Below are 13,964 nucleotides of genomic sequence, written 5' to 3'. Positions count from 1 at the left end.
AAAGCAAGGAGTATTCCGCTGAAACGCCTTCGAAATGAAAATACCGATCTGGATCCGGCGGACCTGAAAATCCTGCGCCTGCTGGAAAAGGATGCGCGCACCAGCACCGCCGAACTGGCGCGCTCGGTCGGCCTGTCGGCGCCGAGCGTTGCCGAGCGCATCAAGCGGCTGCAGGAAAGCGGCGTGATCGAGGCCTATACGGTGCGCATCAATCCGGCCGCGCTCGGCATGAAGTTGTCGGTATGGCTGCGCATCAGGCCGGTGCCGGGGCAACTCGCCGTGGTGGCCGAAATCATCCGCGACCTGCCGGAAATCGCCCAATGCGACCGGGTCACCGGCGAAGACTGTTTCATCGCGCTGGCGCATGTCGCCTCGGTCGCCGAACTCGAGCGGGTGATCGACCGGATCATTCCGTTCGCGATGACCAATACGGCGATCATCCAGTCGTCGCCGGTGGTGCCGCGATCGCCGCTGGGGGCGGTGAAGCGGCTGCCTTGATGCTTGGGGTCGTTCGTCAGCATATCATCAGAAATGCAAACCGGACGGCCGGTCTGTTTCTTCCCGCGCCGTTCAGGCGTGGCCGCGTTTCATCCTCGCCTGCTTCAGGATGGCGCGCCAGCGGATCATGGCGAAAGGGATCGGCTCGTTGTTGTTGGCGATGTGGAAGATCTCGTTGTTGAGGTTCTTCAGCGAGCGCCAGAAATCATAGTCGGTGATGCGTGGATCAGCCGCCAGCCTGTCCGCCTCGACCTTGATGTCGGTTTTCATGCACGTTCCCCGAACCGCTGCTGCTCCGCCGCCCGTATCGCAATTCGATGCGGATGGTTTTCCAACGCCGCGCTGAGTCGTTCAACGTCTCAATTCGGCTTGTTCACGTTAAAACCTCGGTAAGGTTAACGGCGGTTGGGTTGCGGTTCAAGCCGACTTACGACGAATACCGATCGAGCGGCCGGCGCGCTCCGGCATCGGCAGGGCGGCATGGGCGGCGCGCATCGCTTCCACCTTGGCCAGGACGTCAGCGGGGAAGGGCGCGACCTTCGGGCCAGCCATGTCGACATGCAGCGACAGCGTTTCGGAGGTGGCGGCGAGCCAGCCGTCGAGATGGCGGATTTCCTGATAGGCCCTCAGCCGCTTCTCGTCGTGGTCCAGCAACTGGAACGAGACCGTGACCTTGTGGTCGAGATGCAGCTCCTGGACGTAGCAGACATGGACTTCCGCGGTGTAGATGGTCAGCCGCCGTTCCCTTACATAGTCCGGCCCCATCCCCATCATCTCGAATGCTTCGTCGGAGCACCGGTCGAACAGCACGTTGTAATAGGCCATGTTGAGATGGCCGTTGTAGTCGATCCAGGCCTCCTCGATCTCCATGGCGCGAGAGACGAAAGGGGCGGGGATGGGCATCGGAAACTTCCTTCTCGTCATGCCGGGATGAGCGTGGACTGGACAGAGCGTGGTCGGTGAGACTACGCATCCCTAGATGCAGAACAAGGGTGGACGCTGGTCCATTCGCGGAGGAATCGATGGCTCTAAGCGACCTCAATCCGGTCGAGCGCAACGAAGAAGGGATTGCCGCCGTACTCGGCATCCTCAAGCAGCGGCTCGGCGAGCGATTCCAGACCGGCCAGGCGATCCGCGCCCAGCACGCGCACACCACGACCTATATTCCGACGCAGGCGCCGGACGGCGTCGCCTTTGCCGAGACGACGGAGGAGGTGCAGGAGATCGTGCGCGCATGCGCGGCGCATCGCGTGCCGGTGATCGCCTTCGGCGTCGGCTCTTCGCTGGAAGGCCACACCAATGCGCCGGGCGGCGGCATCTCACTCGATACGTCACGCATGAACCGCATCATTGCGGTCAATCCGCAGGACCTCGATTGCACCGTCGAGCCCGGTGTGACGCGTGAGGATCTGAACCGGCACCTGCGCGACACCGGCCTGTTCTTTCCGATCGATCCGGGCGCCAACGCCTCGCTCGGCGGCATGGCGGCGACGCGTGCGTCGGGCACCAACGCGGTGCGCTACGGCACGATGCGCGAGAACGTCCTATCGCTGACCGCGGTGATGGCCGACGGCGAAGCAGTGACGACCGGCAAGCGCGCCAAGAAAAGCTCGGCCGGCTACGATCTGACCCGGCTGCTGATCGGCTCGGAAGGCACGCTTGGCATCATCACCCAGCTGACCTTGAAGCTGCAGGGCATTCCGCAGGCGATTTCAGGCGGTGTCTGCCCGTTCCCCAGCCTCGAGGCGGCGTGCGATGCGGTGATCGCGACCATCCAGATGGGCATTCCGGTGGCACGCATCGAATTGGTCAACGCGCTGCAGATGCGGGCGATGAAGACCTATTCGAAGCTCGACTATCCGGAGAGCCCCTGCCTGTTCGTCGAGTTCCACGGCAGCGATGCCGGCGTCGCCGAACAGGCCGAGACTTTCGGCATGATCGCCGAGGAAAATGGCGGCGGCCCCTTCCTGTGGACCAGCGTGGCCGAAGAGCGGACAAAATTGTGGAAAGCCAGGCACGATGCCTACTGGTCGTCGCTGACGCTGCGGCCGGGCGCCAAGGGCCTGTCGACCGATGTCTGCGTGCCGATCTCGCGCTTTGCCGAATGTGTCACCGAGACCGAGACGGACATCGCCGAGATGGGCCTGATCGCGCCGATCGTCGGCCATGCCGGCGACGGCAATTTCCATGTGCTGGTGCTGATGGACGTGGACGACCCGAAGGAGATCGCGCTGGCGGAAAAATTCGTGGCGCGGCTCAATATGCGCGCCATCGCCATGGACGGCACCTGCACCGGCGAGCATGGCATAGGGCAAGGCAAGATCGGCTTCCTGCGGCATGAGCTCGGCCATGGCGTCGACATCATGCGCACGATCAAGCAGGCACTCGACCCCCTGAATATAATGAACCCCGGCAAGATATTGCCGGCAATCGGGAAATAACGGCGATGGCCGCAGGCGAGGCTCTTCTGCCCATCGAAGTACCGCCTCTTTCCGCCGGTGCACCACTACCTCACGTCTTTGCCGACGAAGACAAGTTGCTGGTCGCCTATATCGTCAACAAGACGGATCCGTCATTCGATGGGACGAATCCGCGCTCGGTTTCGCCTGTAACCAACGGCCAATCGGTTGCGATCCTGACGGCAAAGCCTTGCCTAGCACTTCAATTCGGCCTGCCGAACGATGAGGCCTTGAGCGGCCATCGGCTCTACAAACTGGGCTTGCAGCCCTATGCTGCATTTGAGGTACTCAACTCGTCATGGATCGGTTCGCTGGAACAGCAAATCGAGTTCACAGTTCTCATCAGCCTGGGCTGTTTTCTGGCTATCGGCACTTCATCTTCACTTTCCACGACTCGACGCTTGAATTTGTCGCGGAGAGCTTTTCGATGAGCTGTCGCGACGGGTCGGTTCTGACCTCGTTGATGGCGGCCATCAGTCCCAGCGTCACGGCGCTGCCAGACAAACGAATACGGCTTCTCGACCGGCTTTGGCGACGCGACTGATCCGCTGGTCCATCAGCCTTGACCGCAGCGACGTTTGGTCGGAGACTCCGGACGTTGCCAGTGCCTGAAACCGGGCAGACGTGGCAAACGGAGGAGCAAGCAACATGGCGATTTCACGCAAGGAAGAGGCTCGGGCGCTGAGCGCCGACGAACGCGCTCTCGTCGAGAAGTCGCACCATCCAGCGGTACAGCATCTTGCCGACGCCGAACTCGCCAGCCTGGTCAAGCTCCTAAGGGGACGGCGCGACAAGGCCCAGACCGAGGCGCATCGCCGCCGCCGCGAAATGCGCGGCAAGGGTGCGCCAAAGGGCGCCGGCGCCTCGAAGGCCGATGAAGGTTCGCAGTTGAAGCTGGCGGTTCTGGCGATGACCATGCGGCGGCTCAATGGCGAGGCCGAACGCCGCCGCCAGTTGGCAGCGCGTGTTTCGCTGGTCGAGAATGCACGCAAGGCGCTGTCCATGAAGCAAGGCGCTGCGGCAGACGGTCCCGAGTTCAACACGCGCACCGCGCACAAAGGCATGCGCGCGATCGTGAGCCGGCGGCCCGAGAATCTGATCCGGCCGATGGAACTCGGCCGGCAGCGGCAGGCGGCAAAGGTGGCGCAGGCAAAGCGCGACGCCCGCTGAGTTTTCTTGGCCGCCTTCTTTTGCTCTGGAAGCCTGTCTGGCGGGAATTGCCTCTTTATCGACACGCTGATGCGGGTAGAGTGCGGCTGATTTTCAATCAACCGCTTCGGAGTTCATGCTCGCACGCCTGTTCGTGATCTTCGGTGGGCTTCTCGTGCTGGTGCTGTGTGCGGCGCTGGTGGTGCCGTACTTTGTCGACTGGACAGGTTACCGTGCCGATTTCGAGCGCGAGGCCAGTGCCGTTCTGGGCCGCAAGGTGACCGTGCGAGGCGATGCGACGGCAAGGTTGCTGCCGTTCCCCTCGGTGACCTTTTCCAACGTCGCCGTTGCCGGTGGCCCCAACGGCCAGCCGGCGATGACCGTCGAAACCTTTTCGATGGATGCAGAACTCGCGCCATTCCTGCGCGGCGAGGTGCTGATCTTCGACATGCGCCTGGTGCGGCCGAAGGCGACGATCGACATCGCCGCCGACGGCACGGTCGACTGGACGATACGGCCGTCCTCGCCCTTCGATCCCGGTCAGATCTCCATCGAGAAGCTGACGGTGACGGAAGGACAGATCGCGCTCAGCCACGCCGCCGGCGGGCGCAGCCATCTTATTTCCGAGATCAACTCGACGATCTCGGCCAAGTCGCTGGCCGGCCCCTGGCGGCTGGACGGCTCGCTGTTGCTGGACGGGTTGCGGACCACGATCGCCGCTTCCACCAGCAAGGCCGAACCGGACGGGCAAATGCGGCTCAGGCTCAAGGCCGATCCGGATGACTATCCGCTGGTCGTCGAGACCGACGGCAATGTGGGCCTCGTCGAGGGCGCCGCGGTCTATTCGGGCCAGTTCAAGATATCGGGCGCAGACCGGGCTGCGGAGCAGCTGCCCGGCACCGGCGGCGAGGCGCTGAAAGTCAGCGCCGGCAAACCGGACCCGGGCTTCAGGCTGAACGGCAAGTTTTCGCTCGATCACCAGAAGCTCGGCGTCGACGAATTCCGCTTCGAGACGGGACCGCTCGACAATCCCTACACCGCCGACGGCAAGGCTGCGGTCGACCTTGGGCTGAAGCCGCATTTCTTGATCGAGGCCGATGGCGCGCAGGTGCAGTTCGACGAGGCCGTGGGGGCGGCGGCCGGTGCCGGATTGACGCTGTCCGAGCGGGTGGCGGCGCTGGAGCAGGCGCTGCTCGATCTGCCGAAGCCGACCATACCGGGCACGGTCGAGGTGAAACTGCCGGCGGTGGTGGCAGGCGACACCACGGTTCGCGACGTGCATCTGTCCGCCGAGCCGGCCGAGGGCGGCTGGGCGGTAAAATCGCTGGCCGCCACGCTGCCCGGCCGCGCCAAGCTGGAAGCCAACGGCATGGTCAGCGTCGAGGACCATTTCGGTTTCACCGGATCGCTGCTTCTGGCGGTGGCGCAGCCCTCGGGCTTTGCCGCCTGGCTGTCGAAGGACGTCGACGAGGCGATCCGCCGCTTGCCGGCCGCCGGCTTCAAGGCCAAGGTGGATTTGAGCGAGAAGCACCAGGCCTTCAGCGATCTCGAACTCATCCTCGGCAAGGCAAAGTTCTCCGGCCGCATCGATTCCAGCCAGCCCGACGACACCAGGCCATCGGTGCTGATGCAACTGGAAGGCGGCGAACTCGACGTCGATGGGCTCGCCGCCTTCGCCTCGATCTTTGTCAGCGACAAGGGCGCCAACCGCTTTTCCGATCGCGACCTCGATTTCCAGATCGAGGCCGGGCCGGTCAGCGCCGGCGGCTTAACCGCCGATAGCGTCGATACTGCACTTAGATTACGGGACGGGTTGCTTGAGATCGACCGACTGTCGGTCGGCGGACTTGCCGGCGCCTCGATCAGCGCCACCGGCCGGATCAAGGATTTCCCGGCGAGCCCGACCGGCAAGCTCGACGCCTCGGTGGTCGCCGTCGACCTCAAGCCGCTGATCGACGTCGCCGTCCAGCATTATCCGGACAACGCGGTGCTGAGGGGGCTGGCGGAGCGTGCTGCGGCCTATCCCGAGCTGTTCCAGGATGCGCGTATCGACGCGGTCACGAGTGCCGCAGACAATGGCGATGGTACGACCGGACTGGCAATGAGCGCACAGGGCAAGGCCGGTGGTTCGGCCTTTTCGGCGTCATTGTCCGGCAAAGGGGCGCTCGACCGGCCTCTCGAAGCGCCGGTGACGCTGACCTTCAATGCAAGGAACGCCGACGCCACCGCGCTTCTGGCGCTTTACGGTCTGCCGGCGCTGCCGCTCGGCATGCTCGGCGAGGCGACCACCGACGTCTCGGCCAAAGGCACGCTTGGCGGCGGCCTGGCGACACGCTTCAGCCTGGCCGGCAATGACTTCAAAGCTGGTTTCGACGGGACAATTGCCGACACGCCTCAGGGCGCGGCCGCCAAGGGCAAGGTCAGCCTTGAAACGGCCGATATCGAGCCATGGCTGATGACGACCGGCGTCGGCCTGCCCGGCATGGGGACCGGCATGTCGACGTCGCTTGCTGCCGATGCCGACTACGGCAATGGTCTCCTGGTGCTGAGCGGCCTCAGCGGCGCCGTCAACGAAGCGGCGGTTTCCGGTGACGTAAATATCGACGTCAAAGAGGGGCTGCCGCATCTTGCCGGCGCGCTGTCGCTGGACGAGCTGGACCTCGATCCCATGGCGGTGATGCTGTTCGGCGACCAGGCCTTCCTTGTCAATGACGGGGCCTGGCCGACAGCACCGTTCAGCCAGAAATCCAGTCTGCCATTTACCGCCGATCTCGATCTGACGGCGGCGTCGCTTTCCGCCGGCCCGCTTGCCACCGCCTATGACGCTGCGCTGTCGCTGCAGCTCGACCAGGAGGGCATCCGCGTTTCCGACCTCAAGGCAAAATTCCTCGGCGGCGAGTTGAGTGGCCTGTTCGAGCTCAAGAACAATGACGGCACCGGGCTTTTCTCCGGTCAGATGAAACTCGCCGCCGCCGATCTGGCAGTCGTGCTGCCGGAGGCCGGCATCAGCGGAAGCGGCGATTTCTCGACGGCGCTTTCGACCAGCGGCAAATCGGTCGACGCGATGGTCGCGGCGCTGTCCGGTTCCGGCACGGCGACGCTGAAGGGCATGACTATTGCCGGCTTTAATCCCGATGCCTTTGGCGCATTCATCGCCAAGGCCGACGCGATAGGGCGCGATATCGACGCGTCGAAGACTGCCGGCTTTGTACCGCAGATCGCCGCTGCGGGAAGTTTTCCGGCGCAGGACACCGATATTGCCTTCACCATCGCCGGCGGCACGCTGAGGGCGCCGCCCGTCAAATTCGAAAGCCCGGGCGCGACGCTGTCCGCCGACATCACCGCCGATCTGAACACCAGCACCGTCGATGCCAAGGGCGAGATCGCCTATCGACCCGGCGATGAGGCGCTGGTCGGCTCCGAACCGATTTTGAATTTCAGCGTCGACGGTCCGTTCGGCGCCACCCAACGGCAGTTCGACAGCGAGCCGCTGGCACAGTTCCTGACCCAGCGTGCGCTGGAAAAGGAGCAGCAGCGGGTCGAAGCCATGCAAGCCGCACTGCTCGAGAAACAAAGGCTGCGGCGTGAGGTGCGCTACTACGCTGCCCTGCAAACCGAGCGTGAAAGAGCGGCGGAGGAACGGCGCAAGCAGGAGGAAGCGGCGCGGCTGAAGGCTGAGGCCGACGCCAGGGCAAAGGCTGAAGCCGAGGCTCAGGCCCAAGCCGAAGCGGAGGCGAGGGCGCAGGCTGAAGCCAAGGCGAAGGCTGAAGCGGACGCCAAGGCAAAGGCCGAAGCTGAGGCGCAGGCCCAAGCCGAAGCGGAGGCCAGGGCGCAGACTGAAGCCAAGGCGAAGGCGGATGCAGCGGCGAAGGCCGAAGCCGAGGCCAAGGCGAAAGCCGAGGCGGCTGCAAAGGCCAAAGCGGATGCCGAAGCCAAAGCCAAGGCGGCGCAACAGGCTGCCGAGGAAGCAGCGCAGGCCGAAGAACAGCAACGCCAGAGGGCGGAAGAGGCGTTGCGGATCGCCTCGGAAGAAAAGGCAAAGCTCGACGCCGAACGCAAGGCCGCGGCGGAGCAAGCGCAGAAAGCGGAACGGGCGCCACCGGCCGCAAATAACGTGCCATCGCCAGTGCAGCCCCCGCCAAAGCTCAAGTTCGATCCCTCGTCGATCGACGATCTGCTAAAATCGCTGAATGGCGGGTGACGGCGCATCCCTTACGCGTCGCGTCCAGCAAGCAAGCGCTTCAGCATCGGCTCGATCCGCCCGAGTTCGTCGAGATGAGCGGCTGACAGATCGGCGAGACTGTCGTCGGCGCGCTCGGTCAGCCGCAGCAGCACGCGGCGGTGGTCCTCCTCGTCGTGGTCCCTCGCGACGAGCCCGGCTTCGCAAAGACGGTTGACCAATTCCACGGCGCTGTGATGGCGGATGCGCAGGCGCTCCGCGAGGTCACCAATGGCCACCGGCCCTCCGCCGGGAAATCCCTTGATCGCAAGCAGGGCCTGATGCTGGCGTGGCGTCAGGCCGGCTTCCTGCGCCTGGATCTGGCTGAATTCGAGAAAGCAGCGGATCAGGTAACGAAATTCGGACAGCCTCTGGTAATCGGCCGCCCCGATCGTTGCGCCGCGCTTTTGTGGCTTCGAAGTGTCTGCCATCGATTCCTTTCCGACAAAGCCGCAAACGGGCCTTGAACATTTATATCGTGTTACGATACAGAGCGAACCAACATGGCTGGTGCCCCGCCATCTTCGGTGGCACGGCCGGCGACCGATCCGCAAGTCGGCACGCGCCAGAAAGCAAGGTTTGCAAATGAAATCCGATCACGCCAACCCCGGCCATCTGCGCGATTTTACCACCGATGCCCGGGTGCTGCTCATTGCCGGCATAGCGGTGGTGGTGGCGACGGCAGGGTTGTTTGCCGGCATTGCCCTTTTGAAGCTGATCCGGCTTGCCACGAACATCGCCTATTTTGGCCAGTTCACGCTCGCCGACCTGAGACTGCAGGATACGCCGCTTGGCTATGCCTCGGTATTTGTTCCGGTGGTCGGGGCACTGATCATCGGTGTGATGGCTCGCTTCGGAAGCGAAAAGATCCGCGGCCATGGCATTCCCGAAGCCATCGAGGCGATCCTGCTCGGACGCTCGCGGCTCGACGCCAAGGTGGCAATCCTGAAGCCGTTGTCGTCGGCAGTCTCGATCGGTACCGGCGGGCCATTCGGCGCGGAAGGGCCGATCATCATGACCGGCGGCGCCATCGGTTCGCTGATCGCGCAGATGCTGCCGGTCAGCGACAATGAACGCAAGACGCTGCTGGTGGCGGGTGCGGCGGCCGGCATGACCACCGTGTTCGGAACGCCGATCGCCGCCATCATGCTTGCAGTGGAATTGCTGCTCTTCGAATGGACGCCGCGCAGCTTCATTCCCGTGGCGGTCGCCGCGATCATTGCTGCGGTCGAGCGCACCATGCTGCATCTGCCGGGGCCGATCTTCCCGTTTCAGGGCGGAATGGAGGTTTCATTTCCCGGCCTTGCCAGCTGGGTGCTGGTCGGCATGGCAGCCGGGCTGCTATCGGGGTTGCTGACCCAGATGGTCTATGCCTGCGAGGACGGTTTCCAGAAGCTGCCCATCCACTGGATGTGGTGGCCGATGCTCGGCGGCCTGGTGGTCGGCATCGGCGGGCTGATCGAGCCGCAGGCACTCGGCGTCGGCTATGACAATATCGCCAACATGCTGGATGGCCGCACGATAGCGACCGCTGCGCTCACCCTGTTAGTGGTGAAGGCGATCATCTGGTCGGTCGCACTCGGCTCGGGAACGTCGGGAGGTGTGCTGGCGCCGCTGCTGATCATGGGCGGGGCGATGGGCGCGGTCCTCGCCGGCTTCCTGCCGGCCGCGGATCCGGGCTTCTGGGCGCTGCTGGCGATGGCGGCGACAATGGGCGGCACCATGCGTGCACCGCTGACCGCCACGTTCTTTGCGGTTGAACTGACCGGCAACACCCATGTCCTGGTGCCGCTGATCGCGGCGACTGCCACCGCGCATGCGGTGACCGTGCTGTTGATGAAGCGTTCGATCCTCACCGAAAAAATCGCACGGCGAGGGCATCACATGGTTCGCGAATACCGTGTCGATCCGTTCGCCCTGACCAGGGTGCGCGAGGTGATGACCAGCGAGGTCGAGAGCGTGCCGGCGACGATGTCGCTGCACGGCGCGGCAGCGTTCCTGACGGCGCCCGAGACACGGCATCCGAGCTTTCCGGTCGTCGATGAAGAAGGCCACGTGCTCGGCGTCATCGATCCGCCGGCGATTCTGCGCTGGAGACGCGCCGGCAAGCACCGCACGACGACGCTTGGCGAACTGCTGGCCGGCAGCAAGGTCACGCTGGCCTATCCGGATGAGTATCTCGAGGGCCTCTCCGACAAGCTGCTGATGGCGAACGTGTCCCATTTGCCGGTCGTCACGCGAGAAAATGCCCGGCTGGTGGGCTATGTCGGCTGGAAGGACCTGATGCGTGTCAGATCGAAGAAGCAGGCCGAAGAACGCGACCGCTCGGCTTTGCTGGGCTTCCGTATCCGGCGCAGGAAACAGGATAGCGTCGCCTGAAGGCTACAACTTGCCGCGCTTGGCCCAATCCAGCACATAGAGCCTGAGTGCCGAGGAGAGGTTGGCATCGCGCGGGCGGCTCTCGTCGATTTCGGCGACAAGAGCGGCGAGCGTCAGTTTTCGCACGGCCGCGATGGCGACCAGGTCGTCGTAAAAAGGCTTTTCAAGCGAATAGCTGGTGCGGTGGCCGCGAATGGTGACCGAGCGCTTTTCGACCGGGCTCACGCGACCGCCCTCACACTTCAAGCATCGGATTTGTCCGAATCGCCCGATTTTTCGCGGCGATGGCCGGCGACCAATTTGTCGGCCTTGTCGGCGATCAGGCGGTCGCGATCCCGGCTGGTTTTGGAACGGCCATGCAGCGCCCGGTTCTGTTCGGCCAGGCGCTCCTTCTCGGCTCGCGCCTTCTGCTTGCGTGCCTGACGGAGATTGACGATCTCGGCCATGTCACGCCGCCTGTCGGGTCACTTCTTGCGGAAGGCGTCGAGCGACACCACGTCGGCGCCCTTGGCGCCGGCGTCGGCCGCGGCAGGCTTCTTTTCCGCCTCAGCGGTTTTCTTCTTCGTCTCAGGCTTTTTCTCGGCGACGATAGCCAGCGGCTCGGGAGCAGGCTTGGCCTTTGTCTCCTGTTCAGCCGGGGTATCCGTCTTGACATCGAATTCGAGCTCGAAGTTGACGGACGGATCGTAAAAGCCGCGCACGGCCGAGAACGGGATTTCCAGTTTCTCCGGCACGTCGGAAAACGACAGCCCGACTTCGAAACCGGTGTCGCTCACCTTCAGGTCCCAATACTGGAACTGGATGACGATGGTCATCTGTTCGGGATAGCGCTCGCGCAGCCGCGACGAGACGCGCACGCCCGGCGCGCCGGTGAGAAAGGTGATGAAGAAATGATGGTTGCCCGGGAGACCGGTGCGCGCGACCTCGGCCAGGACCTTGCGCATGACGCCGCGCAACGCCTCCTGGGCCAGAATGTCGTAGCGGATGTGGTCGTCGGCCATGTGGCTGTCGGGTTCCGTTGAATCGTCCTGATAGCTGTAATCAAGCTTGAGCGCGGCGTAAACCGGATATACATCGCCGGCGTGCGGAAGCGAAGCCCATTGGCGACGATTTGATCGTCAAACGGCTTTGATCGTCAAGCGCTGGCGAGCGCGCCCTGTTTGCTCGCCCGGGCCACAGGCTGCCGCTTGCCGAAGGCGCGCAGGAAGGTGCGCACGCCATTTGTCGCCGATTGCACCACCTCGTCCTCGGTCGGTGTACCGCCGAGCATGAACGTCGTCTGCAACTCGGCATTGGCAAGCGCCATGAACTGGCGCGCTGCGACATCGGGATCGTCGATATCAAGGAAGCCCGCATGAGCGAGGCGGGCGAAGCGGGCGGCGATCGCCGGCCATGTCCTGCCCGGTCCTTCTTCGCGCCATTCGGCGAACAACTCGGGATAGCGCCCGCCCTCGGTCTGGATCAGCTTGCGCAGGAATTTGCCGTCGCGGTTGCAGATGCAGTTGTGGTTCATCCGCACAGCAAAGGCGATGAGGTCGGCCTCGAGATCCTTCGGCTGATCGGGAAAAGTGGAAATCGTGGCAAAGATGCCGGCATTGCAACGTTCGGTGAGGTCACGGACGATGGCAACGAAGAGTTTTTCCTTGTCGCCGTGATGATTGTAGATGGTCTGGCGGGAGACGCCGGCCTCGGCGGCAATCATGTCGATATTGGCACCGGCAAAGCTTTCGCGGCAGAAGACCGAGGCGGCGGCATCGACAATCGACATCCGCTTGGCCTCATGGCCCCGCGGCGGGAAAATGTCAGGAGAAACGTTGGCCTTCATGCAAAACTATATAGAGGTGGTTGACGAATTAGACAAGCCTGTCTAAATTTGTGGACTTGCACGAAGGGGTTTCGTTCCGCAGAAGAGTCGGAACTCCACGGGATGGAACGTCCTAGGGTTACACGTCGGTCCTCGGCGGCAACCAGAATTCGAAAGAGCCTGCTATCATGAACGCCAAATTCCTCCGCATTGCGGTCGTGCTCGGCCTATTGTCCGCGATCGGCCCGTTTGCCATCGACATGTATCTTCCGGCCCTGCCGTCGATCGGTGAGGATCTGCATGCCGGCACCGCCGCGGTGCAGATGAGCCTGCTGATCTTCTTTCTTTCCATGGGCTTCGGCCAGATCGTCGTCGGACCGATCTCCGACATGGTCGGCCGCAAGCTGCCGCTCTACGGCGGCCTGGCGCTGTTTATGGTCGGCGGCGTCGGCTCGGCGCTGGCTCCCTCGATCGAATGGCTGATCGCCTTCCGCTTCCTGCAAGGGCTCGGCGCCAGCGCCGGCATGGCCGTGCCGCGCGCGATCGTGCGCGACCTGCATACCGGCACCGAGGCCGCCAAACTGATGTCGCTGCTGATGCTGGTGTTTTCGGTGTCGCCGATCCTGGCGCCGCTGACCGGTAGCCAGATCATCGAGAACTTCGGCTGGCGCGCCGTGTTCTGGACGGTGACGGGCGCGGCCGTGCTCGCCACCATCCTGCTGGCGACCTCGCTGAAGGAGACGCGGCCGGTCGAAGAGCGCGCCGGTTCGTCCTTCGGGACGGCACTTTCAGGCTACCGCTTCCTGATGGGCGACCGCAACTTCCTTGGCCTGACGGCCATTGCCGGCTTCGGCATTGCGAGCTTCTTCGTCTATCTGTCGAGCTCGTCCTTCATCCTGATCGACCATTACGGGCTGTCGCCTTCGGTCTACAGCGTGTTCTTCTCGATCAATGCGGTTGCCTTTATCGGCATGTCGCAGCTGACCGGGTTGCTATCGGAGCGGTTCGGGCTGCAGCGCGTGGTGCGCGTCGCGGTGACCGGCTATGCGACGACGATGGTGGTGCTGTTCGCGGTGATGGCATCGGGTGTCGACCGGCTCGACGTGATGGCGGCGTTGCTGTTCATCGGCTACGGCTTTCTCGGCCTGGTCATCCCGACGACGTCGGTGCTGGCCATGGAAGAGCATGGCGAGATCGCCGGCACCGCGTCGGCGCTGATGGGCACGCTGCACTTTGCCATCGGCGCGGTCGCCATGGGCGTCGCCGGCGTGTTTTTCGACGGCACGCCGCTGCCGATGGTGGCGGGCATCACGCTCTGCGCGGCGATCTCCTTCACGCTGGCCAAGATAACGCTCGGCCGCAGCCGGGACGCTGCGGAAGCGCCGGCGGAGTAAGCTTCACCTATCGAGACAAAAAGGCCGGGCGATGTTCCCGGCCTTTTCACGTTTGCGATCCC

General features: G+C 63.8%; 14 protein-coding genes. 7 read left to right on the top strand and 7 right to left on the bottom strand.

Translation table 11 applies throughout. The features are described from left to right. Positions 1-18: 18 nt before the first annotated feature. Complete coding sequence (locus tag NKH70_RS15630) at positions 19-498, top strand: Lrp/AsnC family transcriptional regulator (RefSeq protein ID WP_352912840.1); 480 nt, start codon at positions 19-21, stop codon at positions 496-498. Positions 499-570: 72 nt separating this feature from the next. Here the strand turns inward: NKH70_RS15630 and NKH70_RS15625 are convergent, their stop codons facing one another. Both NKH70_RS15625 and NKH70_RS15620 read right to left on the bottom strand, forming a co-directional pair. After that, positions 571-768 carry a hypothetical protein gene (locus tag NKH70_RS15625; protein ID WP_023676715.1) on the bottom strand — a complete coding sequence of 66 codons (198 nt, stop codon included), beginning with the start codon at positions 766-768 and terminating at the stop codon, positions 571-573. Between the two features lie 147 nt (positions 769-915). Next, positions 916-1,401 (bottom strand): thioesterase family protein, encoded by a 486-nt coding sequence (locus NKH70_RS15620; protein WP_352978560.1) that lies wholly within the window; start codon positions 1,399-1,401, stop codon positions 916-918. A 119-nt stretch (positions 1,402-1,520) separates the two neighbouring features. Between NKH70_RS15620 and NKH70_RS15615 the strand changes: the two genes are divergently transcribed. The 4 genes from NKH70_RS15615 (at position 1,521) to NKH70_RS15600 (ending at position 8,307) form a co-directional block, all read left to right on the top strand. Next, positions 1,521-2,939: an FAD-binding oxidoreductase gene (locus tag NKH70_RS15615; protein WP_352912793.1), complete on the top strand. Its 1,419-nt coding sequence runs from the start codon at positions 1,521-1,523 to the stop codon at positions 2,937-2,939. A gap of 5 nt (positions 2,940-2,944) precedes the next feature. Then, positions 2,945-3,388 (top strand): hypothetical protein, encoded by a 444-nt coding sequence (locus NKH70_RS15610; protein WP_352978562.1) that lies wholly within the window; start codon positions 2,945-2,947, stop codon positions 3,386-3,388. Between the two features lie 217 nt (positions 3,389-3,605). Next, complete coding sequence (locus NKH70_RS15605; protein WP_352912795.1) at positions 3,606-4,127, top strand: hypothetical protein; 522 nt, start codon at positions 3,606-3,608, stop codon at positions 4,125-4,127. 115 nt (positions 4,128-4,242) lie between these two features. Continuing rightward, the gene (locus tag NKH70_RS15600; protein ID WP_352912796.1) at positions 4,243-8,307 is read left to right on the top strand and encodes an AsmA family protein; all 4,065 of its coding nucleotides are present in this window, start codon (positions 4,243-4,245) and stop codon (positions 8,305-8,307) included. An 11-nt stretch (positions 8,308-8,318) separates the two neighbouring features. Here the strand turns inward: NKH70_RS15600 and NKH70_RS15595 are convergent, their stop codons facing one another. After that, entirely contained in the window at positions 8,319-8,756 is a 438-nt protein-coding gene (locus NKH70_RS15595) for a MarR family winged helix-turn-helix transcriptional regulator (RefSeq protein WP_352912797.1), read from the bottom strand. Positions 8,757-8,910: 154 nt separating this feature from the next. Between NKH70_RS15595 and NKH70_RS15590 the strand changes: the two genes are divergently transcribed. Then, positions 8,911-10,704 (top strand): chloride channel protein, encoded by a 1,794-nt coding sequence (locus tag NKH70_RS15590; protein ID WP_352912798.1) that lies wholly within the window; start codon positions 8,911-8,913, stop codon positions 10,702-10,704. 3 nt (positions 10,705-10,707) lie between these two features. On the opposite strand, the gene NKH70_RS15585 is transcribed toward NKH70_RS15590, so the two are convergent. The 4 genes from NKH70_RS15585 to NKH70_RS15570 all read right to left on the bottom strand — a co-directional run bounded on the left by NKH70_RS15585 (position 10,708) and on the right by NKH70_RS15570 (position 12,529). Beyond that, positions 10,708-10,929 carry a ribbon-helix-helix domain-containing protein gene (locus NKH70_RS15585; RefSeq protein WP_352450079.1) on the bottom strand — a complete coding sequence of 74 codons (222 nt, stop codon included), beginning with the start codon at positions 10,927-10,929 and terminating at the stop codon, positions 10,708-10,710. Between the two features lie 17 nt (positions 10,930-10,946). Continuing rightward, entirely contained in the window at positions 10,947-11,150 is a 204-nt protein-coding gene (locus NKH70_RS15580; RefSeq protein WP_352718988.1) for a DUF4169 family protein, read from the bottom strand. Positions 11,151-11,168: 18 nt separating this feature from the next. After that, the gene (locus NKH70_RS15575) at positions 11,169-11,705 is read right to left on the bottom strand and encodes an SspB family protein (protein WP_023676707.1); all 537 of its coding nucleotides are present in this window, start codon (positions 11,703-11,705) and stop codon (positions 11,169-11,171) included. 134 nt (positions 11,706-11,839) lie between these two features. Beyond that, positions 11,840-12,529, bottom strand: coding sequence for a TetR/AcrR family transcriptional regulator (locus NKH70_RS15570; RefSeq protein ID WP_352450076.1), 690 nt, complete (start codon positions 12,527-12,529; stop codon positions 11,840-11,842). A gap of 167 nt (positions 12,530-12,696) precedes the next feature. On the opposite strand from NKH70_RS15570, the gene NKH70_RS15565 reads away from it, so the two are divergent. Then, positions 12,697-13,902 carry a multidrug effflux MFS transporter gene (locus NKH70_RS15565; RefSeq protein WP_352718987.1) on the top strand — a complete coding sequence of 402 codons (1,206 nt, stop codon included), beginning with the start codon at positions 12,697-12,699 and terminating at the stop codon, positions 13,900-13,902. Positions 13,903-13,964: the final 62 nt, after the last annotated feature.

It is taken from the genome of Mesorhizobium sp. M0991 (genome assembly GCF_040318915.1).
Taxonomy (GTDB): domain Bacteria; phylum Pseudomonadota; class Alphaproteobacteria; order Rhizobiales; family Rhizobiaceae; genus Mesorhizobium.
Note: the sequence above shows the minus strand (reverse complement) of the source record. Positions and strands in the feature narration are given on the sequence as shown.

Coding starts and splice junctions, on each gene's coding strand:
- NKH70_RS15625 (WP_023676715.1), bottom strand. CDS start 768: ATGAAAACCGACATCAAGGTCGAGGCGGACAGGCTGGCGGCTGATCCA.
- NKH70_RS15620 (WP_352978560.1), bottom strand. CDS start 1,401: ATGCCCATCCCCGCCCCTTTCGTCTCTCGCGCCATGGAGATCGAGGAG.
- NKH70_RS15615 (WP_352912793.1), top strand. CDS start 1,521: ATGGCTCTAAGCGACCTCAATCCGGTCGAGCGCAACGAAGAAGGGATT.
- NKH70_RS15610 (WP_352978562.1), top strand. CDS start 2,945: ATGGCCGCAGGCGAGGCTCTTCTGCCCATCGAAGTACCGCCTCTTTCC.
- NKH70_RS15605 (WP_352912795.1), top strand. CDS start 3,606: ATGGCGATTTCACGCAAGGAAGAGGCTCGGGCGCTGAGCGCCGACGAA.
- NKH70_RS15600 (WP_352912796.1), top strand. CDS start 4,243: ATGCTCGCACGCCTGTTCGTGATCTTCGGTGGGCTTCTCGTGCTGGTG.
- NKH70_RS15595 (WP_352912797.1), bottom strand. CDS start 8,756: ATGGCAGACACTTCGAAGCCACAAAAGCGCGGCGCAACGATCGGGGCG.
- NKH70_RS15590 (WP_352912798.1), top strand. CDS start 8,911: ATGAAATCCGATCACGCCAACCCCGGCCATCTGCGCGATTTTACCACC.
- NKH70_RS15580 (WP_352718988.1), bottom strand. CDS start 11,150: ATGGCCGAGATCGTCAATCTCCGTCAGGCACGCAAGCAGAAGGCGCGA.
- NKH70_RS15575 (WP_023676707.1), bottom strand. CDS start 11,705: ATGGCCGACGACCACATCCGCTACGACATTCTGGCCCAGGAGGCGTTG.
- NKH70_RS15570 (WP_352450076.1), bottom strand. CDS start 12,529: ATGAAGGCCAACGTTTCTCCTGACATTTTCCCGCCGCGGGGCCATGAG.
- NKH70_RS15565 (WP_352718987.1), top strand. CDS start 12,697: ATGAACGCCAAATTCCTCCGCATTGCGGTCGTGCTCGGCCTATTGTCC.